The organism is Paraglaciecola sp. (genome assembly GCF_039942875.1).
GTDB lineage: Bacteria > Pseudomonadota > Gammaproteobacteria > Enterobacterales > Alteromonadaceae > Paraglaciecola.
On sequence record NZ_JBDVBQ010000009.1, the window covers coordinates 94,782 to 121,644 of the forward strand.

At 39.8% G+C, this 26,863-nt stretch carries 24 protein-coding genes; 12 read left to right on the forward strand and 12 right to left on the reverse strand.

Features of this window, described 5'->3' with window-relative positions:
• Positions 1 to 12 precede the first annotated feature (12 nt).
• The 3 genes from arsC to ABJE44_RS02580 are packed head-to-tail and all read left to right on the forward strand — an operon-like array spanning position 13 to position 1,380.
• Entirely contained in the window at positions 13 to 363 is a 351-nt protein-coding gene (gene arsC, locus ABJE44_RS02570; protein ID WP_348113415.1) for an arsenate reductase (glutaredoxin), read from the forward strand.
• Positions 360 to 953, forward strand: a complete 594-nt coding sequence (wrbA, locus tag ABJE44_RS02575; protein WP_348113416.1) for an NAD(P)H:quinone oxidoreductase — start codon at positions 360 to 362, stop codon at positions 951 to 953. Before arsC ends, wrbA begins: the two co-directional genes overlap by 4 nt.
• A 1-nt stretch (position 954) precedes the next feature.
• On the forward strand, positions 955 to 1,380 hold the full coding sequence (locus ABJE44_RS02580) for a DUF2069 domain-containing protein (RefSeq protein WP_348113417.1): 426 nt from the start codon (positions 955 to 957) through the stop codon (positions 1,378 to 1,380).
• A 311-nt stretch (positions 1,381 to 1,691) separates the two neighbouring features.
• On the opposite strand, the gene hda is transcribed toward ABJE44_RS02580, so the two are convergent.
• Positions 1,692 to 2,411 (reverse strand): DnaA regulatory inactivator Hda, encoded by a 720-nt coding sequence (gene hda, locus ABJE44_RS02585; RefSeq protein ID WP_348113418.1) that lies wholly within the window; start codon positions 2,409 to 2,411, stop codon positions 1,692 to 1,694.
• Positions 2,399 to 3,484 carry a DUF2066 domain-containing protein gene (locus ABJE44_RS02590; RefSeq protein ID WP_348113419.1) on the reverse strand — a complete coding sequence of 362 codons (1,086 nt, stop codon included), beginning with the start codon at positions 3,482 to 3,484 and terminating at the stop codon, positions 2,399 to 2,401. The genes hda and ABJE44_RS02590 overlap by 13 nt, the downstream gene beginning before the upstream one ends.
• 184 nt (positions 3,485 to 3,668) lie before the next feature.
• On the opposite strand from ABJE44_RS02590, the gene purM reads away from it, so the two are divergent.
• The 4 genes from purM to fadE all read left to right on the forward strand — a co-directional run bounded on the left by purM (position 3,669) and on the right by fadE (position 8,719).
• Complete coding sequence (gene purM, locus ABJE44_RS02595; RefSeq protein ID WP_348113420.1) at positions 3,669 to 4,706, forward strand: phosphoribosylformylglycinamidine cyclo-ligase; 1,038 nt, start codon at positions 3,669 to 3,671, stop codon at positions 4,704 to 4,706.
• Positions 4,707 to 5,363 (forward strand): phosphoribosylglycinamide formyltransferase, encoded by a 657-nt coding sequence (purN, locus tag ABJE44_RS02600; protein ID WP_348113421.1) that lies wholly within the window; start codon positions 4,707 to 4,709, stop codon positions 5,361 to 5,363. It begins immediately after the preceding gene.
• Positions 5,350 to 6,078 (forward strand): DUF3108 domain-containing protein, encoded by a 729-nt coding sequence (locus ABJE44_RS02605; RefSeq protein ID WP_348113422.1) that lies wholly within the window; start codon positions 5,350 to 5,352, stop codon positions 6,076 to 6,078. Before purN ends, ABJE44_RS02605 begins: the two co-directional genes overlap by 14 nt.
• A 175-nt stretch (positions 6,079 to 6,253) precedes the next feature.
• On the forward strand, positions 6,254 to 8,719 hold the full coding sequence (fadE, locus tag ABJE44_RS02610; RefSeq protein WP_348113423.1) for an acyl-CoA dehydrogenase FadE: 2,466 nt from the start codon (positions 6,254 to 6,256) through the stop codon (positions 8,717 to 8,719).
• Between the two features lie 345 nt (positions 8,720 to 9,064).
• Here the strand turns inward: fadE and sohB are convergent, their stop codons facing one another.
• Entirely contained in the window at positions 9,065 to 10,102 is a 1,038-nt protein-coding gene (gene sohB, locus ABJE44_RS02615; RefSeq protein ID WP_348113424.1) for a protease SohB, read from the reverse strand.
• 192 nt (positions 10,103 to 10,294) lie between these two features.
• Between sohB and ABJE44_RS02620 the strand changes: the two genes are divergently transcribed.
• On the forward strand, positions 10,295 to 11,038 hold the full coding sequence (locus ABJE44_RS02620) for a YciK family oxidoreductase (RefSeq protein WP_348113425.1): 744 nt from the start codon (positions 10,295 to 10,297) through the stop codon (positions 11,036 to 11,038).
• A 91-nt stretch (positions 11,039 to 11,129) separates the two neighbouring features.
• Here ABJE44_RS02620 and glnS read toward each other — a convergent pair whose 3' ends face one another.
• Both glnS and ABJE44_RS02630 read right to left on the reverse strand, forming a co-directional pair.
• Entirely contained in the window at positions 11,130 to 12,791 is a 1,662-nt protein-coding gene (gene glnS, locus ABJE44_RS02625; RefSeq protein WP_348113426.1) for a glutamine--tRNA ligase, read from the reverse strand.
• A gap of 102 nt (positions 12,792 to 12,893) precedes the next feature.
• On the reverse strand, positions 12,894 to 13,586 hold the full coding sequence (locus ABJE44_RS02630; protein WP_348113427.1) for a rhomboid family intramembrane serine protease: 693 nt from the start codon (positions 13,584 to 13,586) through the stop codon (positions 12,894 to 12,896).
• 284 nt (positions 13,587 to 13,870) lie between these two features.
• On the opposite strand from ABJE44_RS02630, the gene ABJE44_RS02635 reads away from it, so the two are divergent.
• Entirely contained in the window at positions 13,871 to 15,367 is a 1,497-nt protein-coding gene (locus ABJE44_RS02635; RefSeq protein ID WP_348113428.1) for an amidase family protein, read from the forward strand.
• Between the two features lie 54 nt (positions 15,368 to 15,421).
• Here ABJE44_RS02635 and ABJE44_RS02640 read toward each other — a convergent pair whose 3' ends face one another.
• Genes ABJE44_RS02640 through ABJE44_RS02660 form a run of 5 tightly spaced genes read right to left on the reverse strand, consistent with a single transcriptional unit; the run spans position 15,422 to position 20,230 of the window.
• Positions 15,422 to 16,009, reverse strand: a complete 588-nt coding sequence (locus ABJE44_RS02640) for a nucleotidyltransferase family protein (RefSeq protein ID WP_348113429.1) — start codon at positions 16,007 to 16,009, stop codon at positions 15,422 to 15,424.
• The gene (locus tag ABJE44_RS02645) at positions 15,999 to 17,033 is read right to left on the reverse strand and encodes an XdhC family protein (protein ID WP_348113430.1); all 1,035 of its coding nucleotides are present in this window, start codon (positions 17,031 to 17,033) and stop codon (positions 15,999 to 16,001) included. The genes ABJE44_RS02640 and ABJE44_RS02645 overlap by 11 nt, the downstream gene beginning before the upstream one ends.
• Positions 17,034 to 17,043: 10 nt before the next feature.
• Positions 17,044 to 18,195: an RDD family protein gene (locus tag ABJE44_RS02650; RefSeq protein WP_348113431.1), complete on the reverse strand. Its 1,152-nt coding sequence runs from the start codon at positions 18,193 to 18,195 to the stop codon at positions 17,044 to 17,046.
• Between the two features lie 17 nt (positions 18,196 to 18,212).
• Positions 18,213 to 19,394, reverse strand: coding sequence for a hypothetical protein (locus ABJE44_RS02655; RefSeq protein WP_348113432.1), 1,182 nt, complete (start codon positions 19,392 to 19,394; stop codon positions 18,213 to 18,215).
• Positions 19,394 to 20,230, reverse strand: a complete 837-nt coding sequence (locus ABJE44_RS02660) for a MoxR family ATPase (protein WP_348113433.1) — start codon at positions 20,228 to 20,230, stop codon at positions 19,394 to 19,396. The genes ABJE44_RS02655 and ABJE44_RS02660 overlap by 1 nt, the downstream gene beginning before the upstream one ends.
• 318 nt (positions 20,231 to 20,548) lie before the next feature.
• On the opposite strand from ABJE44_RS02660, the gene cysK reads away from it, so the two are divergent.
• From cysK to rrtA, 3 genes are all read left to right on the forward strand, one after another.
• Entirely contained in the window at positions 20,549 to 21,514 is a 966-nt protein-coding gene (gene cysK, locus ABJE44_RS02665; protein WP_348113434.1) for a cysteine synthase A, read from the forward strand.
• 117 nt (positions 21,515 to 21,631) lie between these two features.
• Complete coding sequence (locus tag ABJE44_RS02670) at positions 21,632 to 22,087, forward strand: hypothetical protein (RefSeq protein WP_348113435.1); 456 nt, start codon at positions 21,632 to 21,634, stop codon at positions 22,085 to 22,087.
• 109 nt (positions 22,088 to 22,196) lie between these two features.
• Positions 22,197 to 22,826, forward strand: a complete 630-nt coding sequence (gene rrtA / locus ABJE44_RS02675; RefSeq protein ID WP_348113437.1) for a rhombosortase — start codon at positions 22,197 to 22,199, stop codon at positions 22,824 to 22,826.
• Between the two features lie 12 nt (positions 22,827 to 22,838).
• Here the strand turns inward: rrtA and ABJE44_RS02680 are convergent, their stop codons facing one another.
• Positions 22,839 to 24,071, reverse strand: coding sequence for an alginate lyase family protein (locus ABJE44_RS02680; protein WP_348113438.1), 1,233 nt, complete (start codon positions 24,069 to 24,071; stop codon positions 22,839 to 22,841).
• A 102-nt stretch (positions 24,072 to 24,173) separates the two neighbouring features.
• Complete coding sequence (locus ABJE44_RS02685) at positions 24,174 to 26,678, reverse strand: prolyl oligopeptidase family serine peptidase (RefSeq protein WP_348113439.1); 2,505 nt, start codon at positions 26,676 to 26,678, stop codon at positions 24,174 to 24,176.
• Positions 26,679 to 26,863 lie beyond the last annotated feature (185 nt).

The window sequence follows — 26,863 nt, forward strand, 5'->3', positions numbered from 1 at the left end:
AAAATTAAATTTATGTCAGAACTAATAATTTTACATAACCCTAGGTGTTCTAAAAGCCGTCAAACATTGCAATTACTGCAAGACAAAGGTTATACACCCGAAGTCATAGAATATCTAAAAACACCAATAGATAAGATGCAGATTGCAAATATCATCGAATTATTAGGATTTTCTAGTGCTAGGCAACTTATGCGAAAAGGTGAAGACGCCTATAAAGAACAAAAGTTGGCAAAAGAAGAAAACGAAACCGCTTTAATTCAAGCTATGATAAATACCCCCAAGCTCATAGAAAGGCCTATAGTGCTCGCCAATGGTAAAGCTGCAATTGGACGCCCTCCTGAATCTGTACTGGATATTTTATGAGTCGTCCAGTTTTGATTTTGTATTATAGTCGTCATGGGTCTACCCTTGCTATGGCTAAAAAGATAGCTCAAGGCATTGAGCTGCAAGGACTTGAAGCTAGACTGCGCACCGTACCTGAAGTCAGTACTAATATAGACAACCAACAAGCTGAAATACCCGCTTCAGGGGATCCTTATGTGACCCAAGATGATTTGCAAGAATGTTGTGCTTTAGCGCTAGGTAGCCCCACCCGATTTGGAAATATGGCGGCCCCCCTTAAATACTTTTTAGATGAAACTAGTGCACAGTGGTTAGCCGGAACCATGGAAAACAAACCAGCCTGTGTATTTACCTCAACATCTAGTATGCATGGAGGCCAAGAAACCACCTTAATTACAATGATGATTCCGCTTTTACACCATGGTATGTTTTTGTGTGGTTTACCCTACTCGAGTCCACAGCTACATACGACTCAAACAGGTGGAAGCCCCTATGGTGTTACTCACTTGTCCCAAGGGAAGCTTGGTAATAAATTGAGTGAAGATGAGCAAACTCTGTGCATCCAACAAGGCAAAAGACTTGCAAAATTTGCCAGTAAATTAGAGAAATAACATGACTTTTAATACCGCCTTTTTTAGAAAACTCACCCTTTTCAGCTATTTTCCTTTGGTGATTTGGCTTCCCGTATGGCATTTTTACCTAACACCAGATAAAACAACCTCGACAACTTTCACTATATTGTTTTGGATCGTGCCTATATTGTTACCGGCAATAGGCATAATAAAGGCAAAACCTTATACCCATGCCTGGACCAACTTTATTGTAATGTACTATTTACTTCATGGCCTAACGGCCATTTACGCCGTTGAAGGAGAGAGGTTATATGCTTTTATTGAAATTCTTTTATGTTGTTTATTATTCACAGGATGTAGTGTTTACGCCCGTTTAAGAGGCCGAGAGTTAGGCTTGGGCATACGCAAGTTAAAAGAGGAATTAGCGGAAGAGAAACAAGCCTTTGAAGGCCAAAAGCCCCAATAAACTTCAGCTTATTATTTTACTAATAAAATAAATGACACATGAAATACTGACACGCCATGATACGAGTCAGAAATATAGTTAAATCGTACATTTTTACCTAGAGTTACTTGGCTCAACCCTTATAAAAAATTGAAAAATAAAAGAGGCCGTTTTTCTCTGTATTACCTAGCGACTTCATAGGGAGAGCCTGAAATTAAATTACCTCATAATTAGAATCCTAATTGAGTGATTACAAAAAGGGGCTGACCTGCCTGAACATAATCAATGGGAAAATATGCAGAATTCAGGCTCTTGGTAACCTTGCAGTTTTACTATAGTGAGAGAGTATCTTTTACAAAAGGGATAGTAAGTTTTCGTTGTTGTTGCAGAGATTTTTCATCCAAAATATCTAAAGATTGTATCAGTGCCGGCATATCTCTTTGCCAATGGGTCACTAAATACCTAGCAACATCCCGAGACATATTAAGCCCCCTATGGCTTGCCTTTACTATTAAGGCTTCTTGGCGTTGCTCATCAGTCAAAGAATGTACTTGAAAGCTAGTCCCCCAAGAAAGTCGAGAAATTAAATCAGGAAGTTGCAACGTTAACTTTTGAGGGGTTTGATTACCGGTAATCACCAGGCAACTATCACCTTTTTCTTTGACGCGATTTATTAAATTGAATATTGCCTCTTGCCAATCCTGTTCGCCATCTAAATATTCTATATCATCTAAACAAATTAACTGATAATGCTCAAGACTCTGCAAAACATCAGGAGACATCTGTTGCTTTTCTTTAAAACTAAAATAAACACAAGTAACATTTACATGTTCTGCTTGCAGGCATGAAGCATACAACAAGTGACTTTTCCCCACCCCAGTGTCAGCAAACAAATACGTCAACCAATGCTCAATATTCTTATTGGTATGCTCTTCCAATAGATTTAATAAATGATGGCAGACTTGTTGATTTTTCCCTGGGATAAAACTCTCAAAAGATTCAGTATCTTTTAACCCTACAGGTAACAACAACTGACTAGTTACTTGACCCAAAAGAACTCCAACTCAAGAATTGGTTGCCCAAACTCATCCGTAACAGCTTGAACATGTTTATCTAGTCGTAATACGATTTTCAAATCTTCCTCAGTTCCTAACAAGGCTAGCTCGAAAGTAGCTTGCTCCCCAACCTGGCTAACTAAAGTACCACGGCTCACTACACTTAAGCTTTCCAAAAACTCTAAAGCCTCTGCATAGTCAGTCAACGATTTAAGGTTATTAAATTTTAACTCTATTTTATTTTCATTAGGGTTGATTGAAGCTAAGTCTACTGCATATTGTAGGGCTAAATTATCCGCTAATACATCAACTAATTTAACTGCTATAGAGTCGTGATCCGCTGCAGAAACCTGTCCTGACAATAATTTACCATCCCCAAGCATTGTCCAATCAGCAAGCCAAAGGCTGTGTAGTTGGTTTTCATTATCCAAATCTTTCGCTTTATAGATTCTGGCAGACAACACAGACTTAACACCGTACCTTTCACTTGCTCGAGTTAAATTTAGAGTGAAGCCTCCCCACACATCATAAACATTTAGGGCTTGTCGGTCATCTAAGTCCCATAAAGGCTCAGTAAACCTAACCCCTCTTAATCGCCCCTGTTGATGCAATCCATTGAATAGCTCAGGAAAGTTCTCTGCATTAATGATTTCTTTTGCACCATTATCAGACTCTGTTACCAGCCACACTAGAGTATCTGGGCGTCTTTTATCCCATATAGGAAAGCCTGCATTACGAATAAGCGTTTCGATACGTTGGGGTTCAAAATTAATAAGAAGATACAGCTGAGACTCCCGGTTTTCGTAACTATAAGAACGAATAAACCTAGTAGGCTTAGATATAGCATTTCTAATTTGCGCATCAGTCAAAATATCACTGTTGCCACGAACTTTTACTAAAACTTGTTTAATCGCCAACGTAAATGCAGCACTTTGCACTGTATTTGATTGATCAGAAACCGCTATCGTGGCATCAAACAAATCTTCAATAACAGCTGCATGTAGCGGTTGCCAAGCATTGAAACACCAGAACACTACAACCAAAAACGCAGATTTAATCTTTATTGGCATCTGGGCCAACACTCCTCAAAGCAAATATGTACTAATCAGAAAGTATTGTCTTTTATTTAGCAACAAAATTCACCTATTGTTTAGTAAATTATCTGTTCTATATAAAAGAGTGATCTGTGATTGGTATTAATTAAGCAAGCTGTTAAAATCTGCGCTCTTTTTTAGGGCCAACCGAGGAACACCCGTGAGCGAGAAGAATTCATCATTAAGTTACAAAGACGCTGGAGTAGATATTGACGCAGGAAACCAGCTTGTTGAAAGAATAAAATCGGTCACAAAAAAAACTCACAGACCCGAAGTTAAAGGGGGATTGGGTGGATTTGGAGCACTATGTTCGCTACCTGAAAAATATAAAAAACCACTTTTAGTTTCTGGTACTGACGGTGTAGGTACAAAACTTAGACTCGCCATGGACTTAGAACAGCATTCTGGCATTGGTATAGATCTAGTTGCTATGTGTGTGAATGACCTCATTGTTCAGGGTGCTGAACCATTATTTTTTCTAGATTATTATGCAACTGGTAAACTTAATGTCGATACCGCTACGGAAGTGGTAACGGGCATTGGTAAAGGCTGCGAATTATCTGGCTGCGCCTTAATTGGCGGAGAAACGGCTGAAATGCCTGGTATGTATCACGGCGAAGACTATGATGTAGCAGGTTTCTGTGTCGGTGTGGTTGAAGCTGATGACGTGATAGATGGTAGCCAAGTTGCCGAAGGTGATGCCCTACTTGCTTTGGGATCATCAGGTCCTCACTCAAACGGCTACTCACTCGTTCGTAAAATTATTGAAGTATCAAATAGTGACACAACCGAATTACTTGAAGGTAAACCTTTAGCCGATCACTTGCTTGAACCTACCCGTATTTATGTGAAAAATGTTTTAACGCTATTAGAACAAGTGAAAGTGAGCGCAATTTCACACATAACAGGTGGCGGTTTTTGGGAAAACATACCAAGAGTACTTCCTGAAGGTACAAAAGCGGTTATTGATGGAAACAGTTGGCAATGGCCTGCGATTTTTAACTGGCTTCAGGATAAAGGTAATGTCACCACCCATGAGATGTACCGAACCTTTAATTGTGGCGTTGGACTTATCATAGCGCTACCAGAAGAAAAAGCAGCCGAGGCGATTAAAATTCTGACTGATTTAGGTGAGAACGTTTGGAAAATTGGCCACATTGAAAAAGGTGATAACGACCAACAGGTAGAGATTAACTAGGTGCAAAACTCAATACCTGAAAAGTCGATAGTCGTTTTAGTGTCCGGTAATGGCTCTAACTTACAAGCTATTATCGACAACATTGCGCAGCACAAAATACATGCCAAAGTCGTCGCAGTGTTTGCCAATAAACAAAATGCATACGGTTTAACTCGAGCTAAGAATGCCGATATTCCCGCAGTCTTTATTGATCATAAAGAGTTTGCCAGCCGTGAAGAATATGACCAAGAAATGATGGAGCGTATTGACCAATACTCTCCTGACTTAATTGTCTTAGCGGGGTTTATGCGTATTCTAACTGCAAATTTTGTTGAACATTACCAAGGTAGAATGTTAAACATTCATCCGTCTTTATTGCCTAAATATAAAGGGCTAGACACTCATCAGCGGGCTATTGACGCTGGAGATGATGAACATGGCGCGTCGGTTCATTTTGTAACAGCAGAACTTGACGGCGGTCCTGTTGTCTTACAATCCAAAGTACCAATCTTCGCATCACAAAACGCCGAAGAATTAGCTGATAGAGTGCAGCAGCAAGAGCGACAAATGTACCCTTTAGTGATTTCTTGGTTTTGTGCTGATAGGTTAAAAATGATCGGTAACCATGCAGAGTTAGATGGTCAATTATTGGATGAAATGGGATATGCAGTTGGTTAAATTAATCTTATGGTCGGTTATTGTTTTAGGCTCTACATTAGTTAGCCCTGTCACCTTCGCCGAAAAGAGCAAGCTAGCGGAGTTTGAAGCTGAATATACAGTTAATAGATTTGGTAGAAGCCTAGGCATTGCAAAGTTAAGTCTGGCTGCAGAAGATGAAAATTACCGGCTCAATTATTATTCAAAAGTATCAGCTTTCTTTTTATCTGATATTCGCTCTGAAACCAGCCTATTTTCAGTAAAAAAAGATGGGGACTTACACCCTATTTCATACGCCTACAGTCGTAGTGGTACCGGAAGAAATAAAAGTACCAAAATAGATTTCGATTCGAAAGATACAAATATTATCATTAATCAGGGTGAGCCCATCAATTGGCAGGGCGAGTTAGATAACCAATTGTATCGTCTTGATGTCCAATTAAAATTGGCCGCAGGCGAAACCGAATTTTCCTATGATATTATTAATAGTCGCGGACAATTACGCCACTATAACCTAGTCGTAGTTGGTACTGAGCAATTAGACCTACCTTTTGGCATGATAGAAGGTGTGAAAGTCTTATTTAAGAGGGAAAACTCTACTCGTGAAACCATAGCTTGGTTTTCTCCACAACTAAATTACCAACTTGTTAAGTTACAGCAATTTAAAGACGATAAAGAGCAAGGGGATATTCGCTTAAAAAGCTTCAAATCAGATGCTATCTCACCAGCCTCATAGACCAATCTAATTTATCTAGATTTTAAACAGTTAAATTTACACACCGCAAGCCCATAACAAAATATTTACATCCCCCTCCCTTTATTTACTTATCGCTTGCGCTAATACTTGATTTTAATGTAACAAAAATATAACGTACCTATTGTGGTCAGACCTCTAAAAAAGGAAATACTAAATGCAATTATTTATTTGGTTTATATACGTTTTAGCTTCGCTAGCCGTTGCTAGTTATTTTCGAATGAAACTCTTCAATGGTACAGTGGCGGTATTCTGTCTATTTGTAGTAGGTAGCATTCTTGGCATTATTGGTGAATTTAGTTGGTTGTTGTTTTTAATTGCAGCTATTCCGTTGAATATTGAGTCTATTCGTAAGCAATATCTCACTACTCCTATATTAAACAGTTTCCGCAAAATCATGCCCGAAATGTCTAGCACAGAAAAAGATGCTATCGACGCAGGTACGGTGTGGTGGGATGGTGAGCTATTTAGTGGTAACCCCAACTGGCAGACCCTACACAATATCCCCCAAGCTCGCCTCACAGCTGACGAGCAAGCTTTCCTTGATGGCCCAGTAGAAGAAGTTTGCAAAATGTGTGATGACTGGGAAGTTACCCATAAGAAAGCTGACTTATCACCAGAAATTTGGCAATTTTTACGGGATCATAAGTTTTTCGCTATGATCATCAAAAAAGAGTATGGCGGTTTAGCATTTTCAGCCTACGCACAATCTAGGGTATTACAGAAGTTATCTAGCATCAGCGCCGTATTATCCACCACAGTAGGTGTGCCTAACTCATTAGGACCGGGCGAGTTATTGCAGCACTATGGTACCAAAGCCCAACAAGATCATTATTTGCCTAAGCTGGCTACTGGTGAAGAAATCCCTTGTTTTGCCTTAACTGGACCAGAAGCGGGTTCTGATGCCGGCTCTCTCCCCGATACCGGCATCGTCTGTAAAGGACAATGGCAAGGCGAAGAAGTAATAGGGCTTAGCCTTACATTTAACAAGCGCTATATTACTCTTGCCCCAGTGGCAACGGTTGTAGGTTTGGCATTCAAAATGTTTGATCCAGACGGTTTACTTGGCGATACAAAAGATTTAGGTATTACCTGTGCTTTACTTCCTAGAGATACGGCAGGTATGGAAATTGGTAATCGCCATTTTCCGCTGAACGTTCCATTCCATAATGGCCCAATACGCGGCAAAGATATTTTTGTACCGTTAGATTACATAATAGGTGGTGCTGAAATGGCCGGTCAAGGCTGGCGCATGCTAGTTGAATGTTTGTCGGTTGGTCGTGTAATTACCCTACCCTCGTCTTCAGCAGGGGGAGCAAAAAGCATTGCTTTAGCCACAGGTGCTTACGCTAGAATTCGACGCCAGTTCAAATTGCCTGTAGGTAAAATGGAAGGTATCGAAGAGAAGTTAGGCAGTATTGGTGGTAATGCATATCTTATGGAAGCTGTGACCTCGTTCTCAACCAAGGGCGTAGATATAGGTGAAAAGCCTTCGGTTATTGGTGCTATATGTAAATATCACTTAACCGAAAAAATGCGCCAAACCGTCGCTGAGTCTATGGATATCCATGGCGGTAAAGGTGTGATGCTTGGTCCAAATAATTATTTGGGCCGTGCCTATCAAGGGGCACCTATCGCTATAACGGTTGAAGGTGCGAATATCCTTACCCGTAATATGATGATATATGGCCAAGGTGCTATGCGTTGTCATCCTTATGTATTGGACGAGCTTCTAGCAGCGAATAATCAAGACGACGATGAAGCATTAGAACAATTTGACCGCGCAGTATTTGGTCATATTGGCTTTGCCTTCAGTAACTTTTTTCGCAGTATCTGGTTTTCATTATCAGGCGCACATTTAGCCAATGCTCCATTTAAAGATGAAACCGCAAGGTACTACCGCACTATGCAGAGATATAGTACCAATTTAGCCTTCTTATCAGATGTATCTATGGCTGTGTTGGGTGGCGAGTTAAAACGTCGTGAAAGGTTATCAGCTCGATTAGGTGATGTATTAAGTTATCTTTACCTAGCTTCATGTGTACTTAAACGTTTTGATGATGAAGGCCGCCAAGCTGCTGATTTACCATTAGTTCACTGGGCGATGCAAGACAGTCTATATAAGCTTGAAGTAGCACTTGAAGAGTTGCTGAATAACTTCCCATCTAAGATTTTAGGTAAAACCTTAAAACTAATCATCATGCCATTTGGTAAAATCTATAAGCGCCCATCAGATAAACTTGAGCACAAGATAGCAGGTATTTTACAGACGCCTTGTGAAGCACGTGACCGTTTAGGTAAAGGCCAGTTCTTATCTCGTGAGCCAGGTTGCTTACTAGGAGATCTTGAACAAACTCTAGAAAATGTATTAGCAGCAGAACCTATTTACAATACAGTGTGTAAAGCAGCAGGCCAATATTTACCTTTTACAGAATTAAACCTTGTAGCTGAAAAAGGCTTAGCGTTAGGTGTTATTTCAGAAGAGCAAGCTGAACTCTTAAGGGAAACCGAGAAAGGCCGCTTGCGCACTATCAATGTTGATGACTTTGACCCAACGGAGTTAATTCAAAGTATTGAGAAGCTAAAACCAAAGAGAAAACCTAGGACAGTAAAATCTGCCTAAATTAATACTTCAAAAGCCCTGATGTTCAGGGCTTTTTATTGTCGGCCACTTTATATCCCCAAGCCTTCGATAATAATGGCTCTCATAATCTCTACATACCTAGGTCAGCTGCGGAAAATAAAAAGACTACATAAGTATCCTACTAGCAACTATTACCCCCACTGTTTTTTGTTCTGTCTAATCACAACTGCTGAATGACTCCCCTGTAATATTATTACTAAGTATTTCAGTCTTGCCGTCTAATACTAAATAGAATAAGTAGTAATCTGTAACTGAGTATTTGGGACAGATACAAAAAAGCCAGCTGAAGCTGGCTTTCTAATATCTAAAACAGGTCAGAAAACCTTAGCGAAAGCTATTCGTTCCTTTACTCCACAATCTCATCAGAAGCGATTCAAAGCTCAAACTTGCAGCTAAACCTAAACGCTCTGGTAATCCTTTCTTCATGCTGTATTTAACCGTAAATATGCTCTTGTCTTTATTGGCAGTCAAAATATAATCATCAGAGGTATTGATTTCGTCTATTAGGCCTAACTCTAAAGCTCTGATGCCATACCAGTATTCACCCGTTGCAACCTTGGCAATATCTAACTCAGGACGCTGCTCTTGTACAAAGTCTTTGAACATGTGATGTACATCTTCTAACTCTTCTTTGAACTTTTCTCGGCCTTCGTCATTGTTTTCACCAAACATAGTTAGGGTACGTTTAAAGGCCCCTGCTGTATGTTGTTCAAACTCAATATTGCTTTTCTTTAGTAATTTATTGAAGTTAGGAAGCTGTGCAATCACACCAATAGAACCAATTATGGCAAACTTAGCTGCTAGCACATGATCAGCCACACAAGTCATCATATAGCCGCCGCTTGCTGCCACTTTATCAACTGAGATAATTAGTTTGATATTGCTATCTTTAATTCTTTGCAATTGTGAAGCAGCTAATCCATATCCATGAACAACGCCACCGCCGCTTTCTAACCGAACTAATACTTCATCTTCTGGCTTAGCGACACATAAAATAGCGGTAACTTCTTCTCTGAGGTATTCCACTTCGTGGGCATCCATAGAGCCAGAAAAATCAATCACAAACAGTCTGCCTTTATCAGCTTCGCTGTCATCAGACTTTTTCTTGTCTTTCTTTTCAGTTTTTTGCTTTTTCTTTTGCTCTTTTTGATATTGCTTTAATTCTTCTTTTGTCAGTAACTCACCACGAGCAAGATCTGTAATGGCGTCAAGTTTATCCGACAATGAGTCAATTTCTAAATGACCTTTCCCTTGTTTTTGTTTACTGACAATCCCAACTATGCCACCTAAAGCAAGCAAAATTGCTATCACTATCGTTACGGCTTTTGCGATAAACAATCCGTATTCGTATAAAAATTCCAACCGGTATACTCCTATTTCTTTCGTTCTCCTTATTATGGGGATAAATACCTAAAATAAAAGCCACAGCGATATCTAGATAAAGCAAGTGGCAAGTTTTTGAAAACAATAATCTGTGTTTTTTAAAGCATACAACTATCGAACATCAGTCATTAAATGTTAACATTTTGATATTATTAGACTTAATCAATCACTATGCATAACTACCAAGCGACAGACAATTATTTAAAAGACAAAACCATACTAGTAACCGGTGCAGGAGACGGCATTGGTAAAGAAGCGGCACTCCAATACGGAAAATATGGTGCTACCGTTATTTTACTTGGCAAAACCGTTGCTAAACTTGAAGCTGTGTATGATGAAATCATTGCCCTAGGTGGGCCAGAGCCTGCAATAGTACCTTTAGATTTAAAAGGCGCTACGGCCCAGCATTATCGTGATATGGCAAATACCATCAGTGATCAATTTGGTTATTTAGATGGTTTATTACACAACGCTAGCCTACTTGGGCATTTAGGCCCCTTTACTCAAATTAGCGAGAATGATTGGCAAAATGTGTTTCAAGTAAACCTAACCAGCCAGTTTTTAATGACACAGGCTTTAATACCTATTCTTAAAAAAGCACCAAGTGCCTCTGTGATATTTACCACTTCTAGCGTTGGCATAGCTGGTAGAGCTTATTGGGGACCTTATGCTATTTCTAAATTTGCGACCCAAGGCATGATGCAAGTACTTGCAGATGAGTATGACAACAGCAGCATTCGTTTTAATAGTTTAAATCCTGGGGCAACACGCACCGTGATGCGCTCTAAAGCTTACCCAGCTGAAAATCCCGAGACTCTTAAAACGCCAGCCGAAATCATGCCCTTATATCTATATTTGATGGACAACTCAGAAAGCCAAGAAAACGGAGAAACCTTTCACGCACAACCTAAATAGCCCAAGTAGCCTGAGTGAATATATCATTAAAAAAACATAAAAAAACCGGACAGTAGATCCGGTTTTTTTATTTATTAAACAGTGAGTTTTACTAACTTGATATTTTCGCCCAAGTATCTCTCAAACCAACGGTTCTGTTGAAGACGACTTTTTCAGCTGTGCTGTCTTTGTCTTTGCAGAAGTAACCTGTTCGCTCAAACTGCATAGGGGCACTTAATTCGGCCTCTACCAAGCTTGGTTCAACCACTCCTTGCTTAATCACTAATGACTCTTGGTTAATAGTAGATAAAAAGTCTTCTTCAGCCGCGGGGTTAGGTACATTAAACAAACGCTCATACAAACGTATTTCTGCTGGTATTCCATGTGTTGCTGATACCCAGTGAATAACGCCTTTTACTTTACGACCATCTGCAGGGTCTTTGCCTAAGGTATCTTTGTCATAACTGCAATAAACAGTAACGATATTCCCCTGCTCGTCTTTTTCGATTCGCTCGGCTTTAATAACATAAGCATTTCTCAAACGTACTTCTTTACCTAGCACTAAGCGTTTGAACTTTTTATTGGCTTCTTCTTTAAAGTCTTCTGCCTCGATAAAAATTTCTTTGCTAAATGGAATACTTCGCTTACCCATAGACTCATCAGAGGGATGATTGGGCGCAGACAAAACCTCATCTTGCTCTTCATAGTTTTCAATGACTAGTTTAAGAGGCTCCAATACAGCCATAGCTCTTGGGGCGTCAGCGTTGAGCTCTTCACGAAGGCAAGCTTCTAACATAGACATTTCAACTATGTTATCCATTTTAGTTACGCCTATACGTTTACAAAACTCTCGAACAGACGCTGGTGTATAACCGCGGCGGCGCAAGCCAGCAATAGTTGGCATACGTGGGTCGTCCCAACCGGCAACGTGATTACCCTCTACCAAATCAATCAGCTTACGTTTACTTAAGACTGTGTATTCAAGGTTTAAGCGAGAGAATTCATACTGATGTGGCGTAACGTCTATAGTGATATTCTCAAGTACCCAGTCGTATAAACGGCGGTTATCTTGAAACTCAAGGGTACATAAAGAATGAGTAATACCTTCTATTGCATCAGATATACAATGGGTAAAATCATACATAGGATAAATACACCACTTATCAGCGGTTTGGTGATGATGTGCAAACCTAACACGATATAAAGCTGGGTCTCTTAGGCACATAAAGGGAGAACTCATATCAATCTTTGCTCTGAGTAAACATTCACCTTCTTTATATTCACCGTTACGCATCTTTTCAAATAACGCTAAGTTTTCTTCAACCGATGTATCACGGTATGGACTATTAGTGCCCGCTTCTTTTAAAGTACCTCGAAGCTCACGCATTTTCTCTTGGCTAGAAAAGTCAACATAAGCTAAACCTTTATTAATCAGCTCAACGGCAAACCCATAAAGCTGATCAAAATAATTAGAAGAGTACCTAACGTCACCACTCCACTGAAAACCTAACCAAGAGACGTCCTCTTGAATGGAATTCACGTAATCAATATCTTCTTTTTCAGGGTTAGTATCATCAAATCTTAAATTACAGGCCCCTTGATAATCTTGGGCAATACCAAAATTCAAGCAAATAGATTTAGCGTGGCCGATATGTAAATAACCATTTGGCTCTGGCGGGAAACGGGTTTGAACCTTAGTGTGTAAACCTTCTTGTAGATCTTTATCGATTATTTGACGAATAAAGTTGGTCGGACGACTATCAGTCTCGGCCATTAATGCACCCTCTATATAAAAATTGAAAAAAAACGAAGAAAGATATTATACCAGTATCAAAGGTGAAACTAAGACTTTTTGAATTAACAGCAGATTAATCGATTAATGTAAGCGATTGTTATCAACATCTGATGTATCAGACTCAGACATGTACCACTCCTGCTGCCAAGCATCATTCTCTTCGTTACTCACCTCATCACTATTTTCATTTTCCCAATCATATTTTTTAACGACAGGTTTAGGGTCGGTATTTCTCCATATCAAAGCTGCGATAACCCCCGCCACAGCACCAAAAAAATGGTACTCATAAGAGATATATTCTTCTCTTGGGAAAATCGTCATTGTCATGCCGCCATACATCAAAAAAGCAATCATCATAATCGCCACGGACATTTTATCTCGCCTGAAAATACTCACGACGAACAGATAAAAGAACAAACCATGGGTTAAACCACTTGCACCAATATGATTGGCTTCTCTTGCAAATAACCACACGCCAATGCCTGAAAGCAACCAGACTAATCCTACAACCTTCAACCAAGATTTTGGATACCCATAAAACACCATGGTACCAAGGAGCAAAATGGCCAAACTATTATTGAAAAGGTGCTCTAAGGAGCTATGAACTAAAGGCGCGGTAACAATCCCCAACAACCCATTAGCGTGTAGTGGCACTAATCCCATAAAGGATAAATTCCACCCAAATAAGATTTCAGCAGATTTAATACACCACAATAATGCAACGGCAAAAATCGAATAGATAATACTTTGAGATAAACGTTTATTTTGGTTCATCAATTAGATATTGGGCAAGCTAGCTTGATTTAAAGGTGCAAAATAAAATAGAACACTGGGACTTTGCAGCTATCCGTAGGATTCAAATACTAGTAATTGCAGTTACAAAACAGAAATGCTTAACTATTCATGACATATAGATTTATACATCCTAAAAACAATAACAAAATAACAGGAAGTAGTACGTGCATACTAAAGCTTGCGATACCAGGTACCTAAAAAACACTTCATTAAAGTTACTAGCTTCTATAACAGCTAGCTTACTTTTTATGGGCTCGGCGCCAATGCCTGAAAAAGATTTGTCTGAATTTACTTTCACAGAAACAACAATAGAGAACATTCATTCGGCAATAGAAACAAAAACAATGACCTGCCAAGCTATTACACAAGGGTTTATTGACCGGATTACCAAATATGATGAAATAAGTAATCTAAACGCCATCATTTATATAAACCCTAACGCCATAAGCAAAGCCAAACAAATGGACCTGCAATTCGCTGAGAACCCAAAGCTCAAGCCTCTACAATGCATCCCAGTTATTTTAAAAGATAACTTTGATACCGCAGATATGCCTACCGAAGCAGGATCCATTGCATTAAAAGGCTCAATACCACCAGATGACGCTTTTATAGTTAAAAAATTAAGAGACGCTGGCGCCATAATTATTGCAAAATCAAACATGGGAGAATGGGCTTTCAGCCCAAATAATACGATTAGCTCCACCCATGGCGAAACCCATAATGCTTACGGCCTAAGCCGTGTTCCAGCAGGCTCCAGTGGCGGCACTGCGTCTGCTATCGCAGCTAATTTTGGCGTTATTGGAATTGGCTCAGATACGGGCAACTCAATACGAGGACCATCATCACATCTAGCATTAGTGGGTATGCGTTCAACCATAGGAGCCACTAGCCGAGACGGTATCATTCCATTATTACTCAACCGAGATGTAGGTGGCCCTATGCTCAGGACGGTCAAAGACACTGCCCGTGTTTTCAACGCCATTGCTGGCTACGACGAAGCAGACCCGACAACCAAAGTATACTTAGACCATCAAGTAGCTGATTACACAGCTAAATTAAGCCTAAACGGATTACAAGGTGTGAGGCTGGGCGTTTTAAGGGAAATAGTCGATGAAACCACTGCAGACAAAGACACCCTAAAAGTCTACTCCCAAGCTTTACAAGATCTTGCTGCCCAAGGTGCGGTTATTGTGGACCCCATCACTATTCCAGAGTTTGAAAAGCTCACTAAAGCGACGGGTTTTTGTAGCCGTTTTCGGTATGATTTAAATAACTATTTAGCCACTCTAAACAGTAGTAATGGGATTAAAACATTACAAGATGTGGTGACTCAAAAGAAACATCGTCCTGAAAATGCCGGCTCTATGAATTGGGCGATGAAAGTGCCTGCCAATATAACGCCTGCTGAACAAACACCACCTTGTGTAGACGTAGAAGGTGACCCAAGAAGAAAAGCATTGTTAACCGCCGTGGTAAATACCATGGATGACTTAAAGTTAGATGCCATTGTCTACCCCACTTGGAGTAACCCACCCAGAAAAATAGGCGATTCACAGAGCCCTAGTGGCAATAACAGTGGCAAAATAGCCCCACATACTGGGCAACCAGCGATTACAGTGCCAATGGGTTATGTAAAAAATGGCTTGCCGGTTGGTTTACAGATATTAGGTAGACCCTTTACTGAAGATAAATTATTTCAATATGCCTACGCCTATGAGCAAGCCACCATGCATAGAAGAGCTCCGCTATTATTCCCCTAGCCAATACTCTTTTCACTAACAGACAAAATGCAATACAAGTTGGCTCGTGAGTTTTTACCGAGCCAATCTTAACAAATCGTCTTGGGTATCAATATCAATGGCGGCCTCAGACATAGTGACTTTAATCACATTACCATTGTTATTTTGCAGAATATCCCTCGCCCCTTTGTCACCCTTAAGCATACTCAGCTGAGAAAAAAAAGCTTTAGGAAAAATAGCCGGCACACCGGCTTTGTCTTGATATTCCGCAGCAATTATTTTTTGAGGGTGCCGTTTAGACGCTTCTAAAAGAGCTTTGATAGCTTGGCTGCTTATGGCTATTTGATCAGCCAACCCAACTAAAACATGAGTTGTAGATCTAGATAACACGCCTATAGATTCAGCTAAAGAATGCCCCATGCCCTGCTCCCATGATTGAGCAATATAGCGATGAACAGTACTAGGAAGTACCTCAGAAACGACGCTTGCGTTAGCCCCTATAACCACAGTGCCATTAGTCATACCCTCAAGCCACTTACCATCTTGCTGATAAGCCGAAAGGCAGTGACAAACCATGGCTTGGCCATTTATATCAGCGAGCTGTTTAATTCCAGCAAACCTGCGACTTTTTCCTGCGGCTAACAGCAGCAACTCAGTTTTCATTTTGGGTATTTTGAATAATTGGTGTTAACACATTACTGATGGACAGCCCATCGGTTTGCTCTAATGCGGCATGCACTTCTGAGAGCATAGATAAAGCGATGGATTCTGGTAATTCGCCCCCCAACCTTAAGCCAACTGGGTTAGCTAATGGTTTACATAAATCATCTCGATCCATAGCAACATGCGCTAATACTCGGTCGGTTCTATGTATTGGCCCTAGTAAACCTATATATTTAGCACGACTTACTTGTAACAGTTTTAATGCAGTAGCGTCTAACTTTATATTGTGGGTCAATATCAAGGCAGCATCAATTTCAGATAACCAACTCGCATTTGACAAATTATCAAATGGTTCGCGAATAATCTGATTTGCCTTTGGGAAATGCTCTGGTTTGGCATACCCCATTCTAGGGTCTAGCAATAACACATCCCACCCTAACTCAGCAGCTATCGCCACTACAGGCATAGCGTCAACACCTGCACCAAATACAGCGATTAGCGGCGCAGGGCCAAGAACTTGCGAAAACACATTGACACCAGCATGAGTTTTAATACCAACTTTACTCGTGGCCTTTATTGAACTCACCGGCACTAAGGAGTTTTGAGGGACCAGTTCATCAACTTGTTGTTGATACTCGACTCGTTTACGTTTAGCAATATTGTTAAGAAGTTCGTCGAGCCTTAAGTAAAGATTACTGGCATTTACTGGCTGCAATAATATTTTGACCATGCCACCACATCCAATACCTAATTGCCACGCTAAGTCTTCTTCTTCACGCATATCATATTCAACAATACGGTTTTGAAGGTTATCCCAACAGCGCCTAGCTTGACGCATAATATCAGACTCTAAACACCCACCGCTGAGCAAACCAAAATATTGCCCTAAATCATTTATCATCATCATAGCCCCTGCCTTGCGGTAAGAGGAGCCATCCGTTTCAATAATAGTAGCTAAGACCCAAGCTTGGCTGTCACGCTTATCTGACCAATAACTTAACAACTGGTTAATTCTGTTTGCCATAAATAGTAATTTATTCTTGTTCGTTTTCAGAAGTGCCTAGAGTGACTTTGGGGTAACGTAAATCGATGACTAACGTCTCAGAAATTTTATCTTGAATGGCCTGACGATTAGGATCCCAAAATATCTGTAAAAACCCTAATAAACCAGTGGCAAGCCCAGCACCATAGCCACCATAGCGTCCAAAACTTTCCCACAAATTTAAGGCTTGGTTGTCAAGCTTAACCACTTGAATACCCATTATTTTTTTGCCCGGAGTTTGACCTCTCCACCAAGCAGTAAATACACTAAAATAAAATGCTGCCCAGCCAAACCCTAGACCTAGTTCTTCAATTAAATCTTTTAACCAATCAACAATTCCTTTAGGAGAGGTATTTAGCGACTCTTTCTCAGTTTCATCTTCTACATAGTCTGATATTACTTTTTCAAGATCATTAGGTATATCGGGATCTGTCTCTGTTATCGCTTTGACTTCAGATAATGCTTTTAGTGATTCTAATAGTTGAGTTTGCTCCTCAACCGTAAGATGCCCTGACATGACTTCAATATAAGTCTCGATAGCTTCTGCCACGCCCTCATTCCCAATACGGGCACCTACTGTGTCATCTATTAACTGCTCACCTAACGTTTTAATACAAGCGTATTTAGGCGTACATTCACCTTGTTCTAATTCTTTTAGTAGCGCGCTCGATTGAATTAAATATTGAGCTGTAATACCAACGACCGCAAGCTTCTCTATTTGCTGCGCGCTTACCTTTGCGTCATTAGATTTAGATTCTGGTTTATTAATTTCATCCACAATTCCAACTGCAATAACAAAGAGTAAAAACGCGACGATAAGACGTAAAAACAAGCGTCCAGCATTGTACCGCTTTTTGGTTTTTAAACGATTACCCGCTCTGAAAAACGTCGCTGCAGCAACCGTAGCCAGTATTAAACTGCTCACTTTTGTTAATAAAGCGACAAAGATTAAATCGATAGTTAACGCCATACCTCGTTTATAGGGCCCCGCTAGCCTAGTTCCCAACAAACTGTCAGCTACGAAAAAAGCGTAAGGAGTGACGATTTGGCGGGTTTCTTTGGCTGTAATAGGAGGCGGAGACTGATTATTGCTATCAGCGGATTGTAACCGCTTTGAACCCAAGATGTTTTTATTATTTTCCATTAGCTTATCCCGCTAGTTTATATTTTTTTGGTTAAATGCTTTATACCCTCCCCTATGCCATCAAGTGTTAAGGGAAACATCCTGTTTTTCATCAGGTCTTTTATTATGCTGATAGAAGCATAATAATTCCAATACTGACTTAACTGAGGATTAAGCCATATTGCATGTTCAAAATGATTTAGTAAACGTTGCATCCACACACTTCCAGGTTCTTCGTTCCAATGCTCAACACTTCCGCCTGGATAAGTTATTTCATAAGGACCCATAGTGGCATCACCTACAAAAATGAGTTTATAGTCAGCACCGTATTTATGTATTACATTGGCAATGGGGATCACCTCGCTCCCGCGGCGCTTGTTATCTTTCCACACACCTTCGTACACACAATTATGAAAATAGAAATATTCTAAATATTTGAACTCTGTGTGCACTGCAGAAAACAACTCTTCACATTCTTTAATGTGAGCATCCATTGAGCCACCTACATCAAAAAACATTAGAACCTTTACGGCATTGTGCCTTTCTTGCACCATATGGATATCAAGCATGCCAGCATTTTTTGCGGTGCTACCAATAGTCGTGGGCATATCTAATTCTTCTGAAGCGCCGGTTCGAGCAAATTTTCTCAATTTACGGAGGGCAACTTTGATATTTCGGGTACCAAGTTCTACATCACCAGAAAGATTCTTAAATTCTCGTTTGTCCCACACTTTCGCAGCAGAAAAGTTACGATTACCCTGCTGTCCTATTCGCACTCCTTCAGGGTTATAGCCATTCGCCCCAAAAGGTGAGGTGCCCCCTGTACCTATCCACTTGTTACCTCCTTGATGCCGCTTTTCTTGTTCAGCCAAACGTTCTTTTAAGGTTTTCATTAGCTCATCAAGGCCGCCTAATGCTTTAATTTTTTCTTTTTCGGCATCACTAAAATAGCGGTTTAGCGCATCTTTCAACCATTCTTCAGGAATATCTTTTCCAAATAGGTCAATGCTTTGAACTCCTTCAAAATAATCTGCGAAGGCTCTGTCAAATTTATCAAATTGGCTTTCATCTTTAACCATGATCATTTTTGATAAAAAATAGAAGTCATCAATACTTCCAAAGACCACTCCTTTTTCGAGCGCTTGAATCAAATCAAGTAACTCCCTTAAGCTTACCTTTAATTGGTATTCTCTAAGTTTAAAAAAGAAATCAACTAACATTAACGGCGCGCCATAAAGACCAATTTTTCAAATAGATGAATATCCTGCTCATTTTTAAGCAAGGCTCCGTACAAAGGTGGGATACTTTGCTTTCCGTCTTTATTTTGTAAGGCTTCAATAGGAATATCTTCAGCAACCAGCAGTTTCAGCCAGTCAATTAACTCTGAAGTAGAGGGCTTTTTACGTAGGCCAGGTACATCTCGCAAATCAAAAAATGACTGTAATGCTTGATTAAGTAGTTCCTTTTTAATGTTTGGAAAATGCACATCTACAATTTTTCGCATCTCTTCTACTTCGGGGAATTGAATATAATGGAAAAAGCAACGACGTAAAAAGGCATCAGGAAGCTCTTTCTCATTATTAGATGTGATGATCACAATTGGCCTTTGCTTAGCTTTTACGACCTGCTGGGTTTCGTAGACAAAAAACTCCATTTTGTCGATTTCTAACAGCAAGTCATTTGGAAACTCGATGTCAGCTTTATCAATTTCATCGATTAACAATATACTGCGCGTATCTGACTCAAAAGCTTGCCACAACTTGCCCTTCACTATGTAGTTTGCAATATCATGAACTTTTTCATCCCCTAGTTGTGAATCCCTGAGCCTAGAAACCGCGTCGTATTCATATAAGCCCTGTTGTGCCTTGGTTGTAGATTTGATGTGCCACTGAATCAATTCTGCATCTAAGCTTTTAGCCAACTCCTCAGCCAACATGGTTTTTCCGGTACCGGGTTCCCCTTTTATAAGTAGAGGCTTTTCTAGGGTAATAGCTGCATTCACAGCTAATTGTAACTCGCGACCCACTATATATTTATCTGTTCCACTAAATGACATTTAGACCTCAAACTGTATTAACATAAGTTTAACCATAAGATATAGCGAAAAAGCACTTTGAATTTAGCGACTTCACCACACCTATAGAAGTAATATCATTATGATAAAACAGATTCATTCGCTTTATGCATCAATAATATTTATTGGGGAACTCACTCTTTTTTATATGATTTAAATTTTTTTATAAAACTGAAATTAATGACCTCAAGTACGGTCTACTAAAAAAGAGAGCGTATCCCTTATTTACAGAACAATTCATTAATGGTTAACTCCCACGATTAACCGTTTGTAAAATATATAATAGGCAAGGAAATTTTTATGCAAATTTATGACGACAATTCATTAGCAATCGGCAAAACCCCATTAGTTAAACTGAATCGTGTAACTGGCGGCAACGTGTTTGCTAAAATAGAATCAAGAAATCCGAGCTTTAGTGTTAAGTGTCGTATTGGCGCAAACATGATTTGGGATGCTGAGAAGAAAGGTATTCTTAAGCCAGGTTGTGAAATAGTAGAAGCAACAAGTGGTAATACCGGAATTGCCCTTGCGTTTGTTGCCGCTTCTCGTGGTTATAAGATCACACTAACTATGCCTAGTTCTATGAGTTTAGAGCGTCGTAAACTGTTAAAAGCTATGGGTGCAAACCTAGTATTAACTGAAGCCCCTAAAGGTATGAAAGGCGCGATAAACGCAGCTAACGATATCGTTGCTTCAGACCCAACTAAATACATTCCAATGCACCAATTTGAAAACCCAGCAAACCCTGAAATTCATGAAAAAACCACAGGCCCAGAAATTTGGAATGATACAGACGGTAAGATTGATATCTTTGTAGCGGGTGTAGGCACAGGTGGAACCATTTCAGGTACCAGCCGTTACATCAAAAATACACAGGGTAAAGCGATTACTACTGTAGCGGTTGAGCCGACTGACTCTCCCGTGATTACCCAAGCTAAAGCAGGTGAAGAATTAACTCCAGGTCCTCACAAAATCCAAGGTATAGGCGCAGGGTTTATTCCTGGTAACCTAGACTTAGATTTAGTCGACGCAGTTGAGCAAGTGACCAACGAAGAGTCTATCGAAATGGCTCACAGATTAATGAAAGAAGAAGGTATCTTAGTCGGTATTTCCTCTGGTGCAGCTGTTGTCGCTGCAAAACGCTGGGCTGAAAAACCTGAAAACGCAGATAAAAACGTGGTTGTAATCTTAGCTAGTGCTTCTGAGCGTTACCTAAGTAGCCCTATGTTTGCTGGTGAGTTTTCTGACGCTGAGAATGTTCAATAATTGACTGCAAGGTTTAAATAATTACCAAAAAGGGAGGCTTAGGCCTCCCTTTTCTTTTGGTCTTTCTACAAAAGAAGGTATGATTAGTCCACAGAAAATGAATAATAGTTGATAGATGTGTTTAAACCTATATATAAGAAAATTTACTGGTTAACCCTTATTTTGGCAGTGTTTAGTGCTTGTAACCCAAGTGAGCCTAAAAAAGGAGGGGGAAAGTTTGGTATGTTAGATAGTGACATTCCAGAATTTGCCGCCATTCAATTTTTTGATCATATCTACCACGATAAAACCTTAGACGGGTCATTTCAACTCAGCACTCCAAAAATGCAACGTTTGTTACGTTCGTATCACACCAATAAAAGCGTTCAGAAACACGTACTGAATATGCGTTTTGATACAGTAAAAATCCAACCAAGTACCCGCAGCGCCGGAAGAAATGAGTTTGCAAAAGAAGCCCAAATAGCACTGTTTTTTGAAGGTGAACTAGATGGTGATATTTTTAAAGATATGAGAGTGGTTGAGCTATTGAGAATTGATAATAAGTGGAAGGTCAATTCAGTAAGCCTAGATTAAGCCTCTAATAGTTTAACTGATGACCACACTTTCACTAGCGTAAGCTCAGTACAAATGCCTACTTCACCTTTGATAATTTATAACCATATTTAAGGTAGGTTTAGGTAACATGGCAGAAGTATTTTATTCAAGAATAAAAATGTTAAATTTACCACTACAAAAACAATATGTTATTGGGCCAATAGTAATCATCGCCCTGAGTATATTAATGGCTATTACTGAGCCATCAAGTAGCACGTTATTTGCCTATGAATACGAAGAAATATCAAGGGGTGATTGGTGGCGCTTAATCAGTGGGCATTTCCTGCATACGAATGCTAACCACATGTTACTGAATTTGTTTGGAATAGCTTTATTATGGGCTTTACATGGACACTACACCACCACGAGCCGCTACTTAGCTTTATTTATATTTCTATGTTTAAGCACTTCTATAAGTTTATATCTGTTTGCCCCTCAACTTAAATGGTACGTGGGTTTATCTGGGGTATTGCATGGGTTATTTGTAGTAGGTGCATACTTTGATATCAAGCACCATTTCAAAACCGGCTGGGTCATGCTAGTTGGTATTACCGTAAAAGTACTTAATGAACAAATGTATGGTGCTAGTGGCGAAGTAGCCAAATTAATTGATGCAAATGTCGCCATAGATGCGCACCTATTTGGCTCTCTGTCTGGGCTATTAGTTATTCTACTTTTATTTGGTAAACATAAGTTAACCACGCCTAAAACAACATAGGCTCTTACTAAACTATTCTAAAAGTGCTTGAGGGTTTAGTAATACAAAACGGTAATACATAGTACTGTCACCTTTACTTGCTTTCGCTTGTTGTAATAATTGGGTAAGTAATGTTTGTTGTGAAGGTTCGCCGCTGTCCTGATTATACCTGTCTAATATCTCTATCAAATCAGTCGCCTTAATTGCTTTATTTCCATGTAGCCATGGCTCTCCCTTAGCAGCAGGGATCAGGTATTCAACAGCAGTTTTTAAAATACCTTGGTTAGCGGTAGCGTATTCCCAAAGATTAATATTTACCTTCTTTGCAATGGCCGCAATATTTGTCAGCGCTTCAAGATTAAAACAACTATAGAAATAAGGTCGAGTTCGCGCTAATTCATGATGTTGCGCCCCTTGTTCATCAAACTGCTGCAATATATGCTCCTTAGTATTTTGCACCGCCTTAGCTAACCCGGTATTGTCGCCTAAATACCAAGACAGTGCCGCGACCTGATAATAATACCAAGAGCCGTGATTGTTAGTTTGTTTGGCCCCTTCTCGCCCCAATTCGCTGCTTGTTAACCAGTCAAGGTAAGAATTCAGCCAAAGGTTCATTTCCTTATCATTTTGTTTGCTCCAGTGGCTGGATGAACTCAATAAAGTAATTCCATCTAATAGTTTTGCTGGTATCAGCCGCCCATCTAAAATACCCGAGCGCCGTCTAATATTCTTACCAGGTACACTTTGGGCAAATTCTAAATGTGGGTTCATTTTTGTTTCAGGTTTTAAAAACCACCTCCTAATTAGTTCTGTACCTTTGAGCGCATACTTTTCATCCCCAGAAAAATAATAAGCTAAGGCTAAAACCTGTACACTTTGTGACATTGCCCCTAAGCGTTTCCGGTCAACGCTATCAGTTTGTGTATCAGGATTGGTAATGCCGTCTCTTCTTACCCAAGGTAGACCATCAGATTTACTGCTGTCTGGCCACCAATAACGACTGATACTTAAATAATCATGGGGGTCGTTTGAGGGGGGTAAAATAGACTTATCTACAACTGAATACCCCCCTAAATATAAAGCGTCATTAGCCCGTTTTATTAATAATTCATAAGCTTTTAGCGTATCTGTAGCAGCAGTTTGATTCTGTAAGTGAGTTTTAACAGTACTTAAATCCTGCATTTCCAGCATCACTAAAGGCCCAGAAAAAACCTTGATACTAACAGCCACTAAGCACAAGCCTAAAACTAAACGAGAAGGTAACATTGGTCTTTCCTAACTGAGAGATACCATCACTGAAGCAACAGCCTAAATAAAGTACAAACAATAAAGGGAGGCTAAATTTACCTCCCGTAAATATAAGGCTAACTAGAGATTGGTTTCAAACAACTTATAAATGCGGCGGTATTCATCTAACCAAGAGCTAGGTTGTACAAACCCATGGGATTCAACGGGGTAAATAGCCGTTTCAAAGTTTTGCTTTTCAAGCTCAATAAAACGTTGAACTAATCTAACCACATCAACAAAGAATACATTACTGTCTACCATAGGTGCATTGATAAGAAGTGGCTTTTGTAACCCTTCTGCAAAGTATATTGGCGAGCTTCTTTCATAGGCAATAGGATCAATGTCAGGGGTATTCAAAATATTAGATGTATAACCATGGTTGTAATGAGCCCAATCAGATACGGGCCTAAGTGCTGCGCCAGCTTTAAACAGATCAGGTGATTTAAACATAGCCATAAACGTCATAAAACCACCGTATGAGCCACCGTATGTCCCTACTCTACTGGCATCAACATGTTGATTTTCTGCTAACCAATTCACTCCGTCCTGTAAGTCTTGAATTTCAGGTGTGCCCATTTGACGGTAAATCGCGGTACGCCAATCTCGGCCATAACCAGCAGACGCGCGGTAATCCATATCTAACACAACATAACCTTGCTGCACCAACATATTGTGGAACATATACTCTCTGAAATAACCAGACCACCCTAAATGGGAGTTTTGTAGATATCCCGCACCATGACTAAACACCACGGCTTTTCTTTTTTCATCAAACTCAAAGTTTGCGTCTTTAGGTGCGTACACTCTAGAAAAAATAGGTTTATCTGTATAGCTAGATTTTATAGGAACAATATCAGGAGCGATCCAATCTATATCTAAAAAGGCTTGGCTAATGGTGTGGGTAATCTGTTTAGCGGCGCTATCATTTATCCCTTTGACATAAAGCTCAGGTGGGCGAGTCAGTTTAGAATGGGTTAATAACAAAGACTGCTCATTTGGACTCAGTTGATAGTCTGTCATACCATTTAAATCGGTTAAGGTTTCAATGTTGCCACTTTCTACGCCTACTCTGTAAATTTCGTATATGCCAGGGTGCTTAATATTAGCTTTAAAGTATATAAAGCCATCGTCTTGACTTAGGGTAAGACTATCAACCTCGAATGCGCCTGAAACAAGGGCAGTAGCTACGCCCGCAATAGGTTTTAAATATAAATTAGCATAACCCGATTCTTCCGATAGGTAGTAAAGCGCTTTGCTATTTTGCAACCAACCAAAACTATTGAATTTGTAGTTTATCCACGCATCATCGTGCAATCTATGCTGACTTTCTAACTTACCTTCGGATACATCGACAGTGGTTAACCATCTATCTTTGTTATCCCAAGCTTCTAGCATGACTGCCACGCTATCACCGTTACTGTGCCATTGAATTGCACTTTGAGACCATGACCAGTCACGTAACAAAACAATATCTCGAGGAAGACGATTAACAGAGTATTCTTTGCCTTTTGCTGCAGCATTTTCTCGTTTTATTGACGCTAGCACATCATCATTAAAACCAGGTAAATTACCGTAGCTTAATGGTTTTTTTGAATGTTGCTCAATATTGAGTAACCACAAATTTTCTGTCTTTGGAGTAACATCAGCCACACGAGGGCGTACTTTATCTGGTGAGATCCGGCCATTTTCATTTATATAATTTGGCATGATATCGCCATCATCACGCCATGGAGACTGTTTAGTTTCAGCAATGATTAACCATTTTCCATTTGGCGATAAACTCGCTTCTACAGTTTCATTACCTTTAGCAAAATAAAAGCTAGTAGGAGCAAGGGAGGTATTATTTTTCTCTAATAGTTCTTGCTGTTCAAATCCTTGCTGCTTATGCAGGCGTTTTAAGGCTACAACCTCGATCAGTCCTTGCTGTTGCTCTGCAATATAATCTTCTGGCGCACTAACCGCTTTGGGTTTATCGGCAAACTTCCAAGTCACTAATAATTCATAAAACCCTGTTTTAGGATCAATCCCATAAAAGCTATCACCACTTTGAAAACTCAAACGACCATCATTTAGGAACGTGAGATTGTATGGTTTTTTGTTGTCTTTGGTGAGCTGCTTTAACTGGTCAGTCTTTAAATCTTTATAAAAAATATTTCCTTCGAACACCCAAGCAGCCATTTCTCCATGCTGATCTAAGACCCTGCGCTGATAGGCCTCTTGGTGTTTACCACTGATACTCACCTTACTTGGGTTGCTTGTATCATTTAACTCTTTAACCCATAAATCTCTTAATGGTGAGCCTAGGCGTTTCTGCTGATAGTAAACGCCGGCACTGTCATTAGCCCAGTAAGGGTTAAGGGGCTGTCGCCCCATCCAGTCAGGATCAGCCATAATCTGCTTTAAGGTTAATGTTTCTCCTGAAGTAGTGGAGACTGTTTCGGTACTAGTGGTAAGGGTTTCATATGCTGGAACAATGTTTGTTCCCAAAGACTCCTGTGGTGTGTTCACAGCCTGTGTAGCAGAACAAGATACAAATAATAACGTAACACTGGCGACCAGTAGGCCTTGGGGACGCAGTTTGAACATTCAATAAACCTTTGATGCAGAATACTATTTTTAACTATTAAACCGTAAATAGTATGCAATAAGCAATCTTAGCTAAAATTTATCCTAGGTATATTTTGTTACAAATTATACAAAAGAATAGTGAGAGCTTAAGGCTGAGGTAGGTTGACCTTGGATGAATCTGTGTGATGCGAGCTACTTAGCCA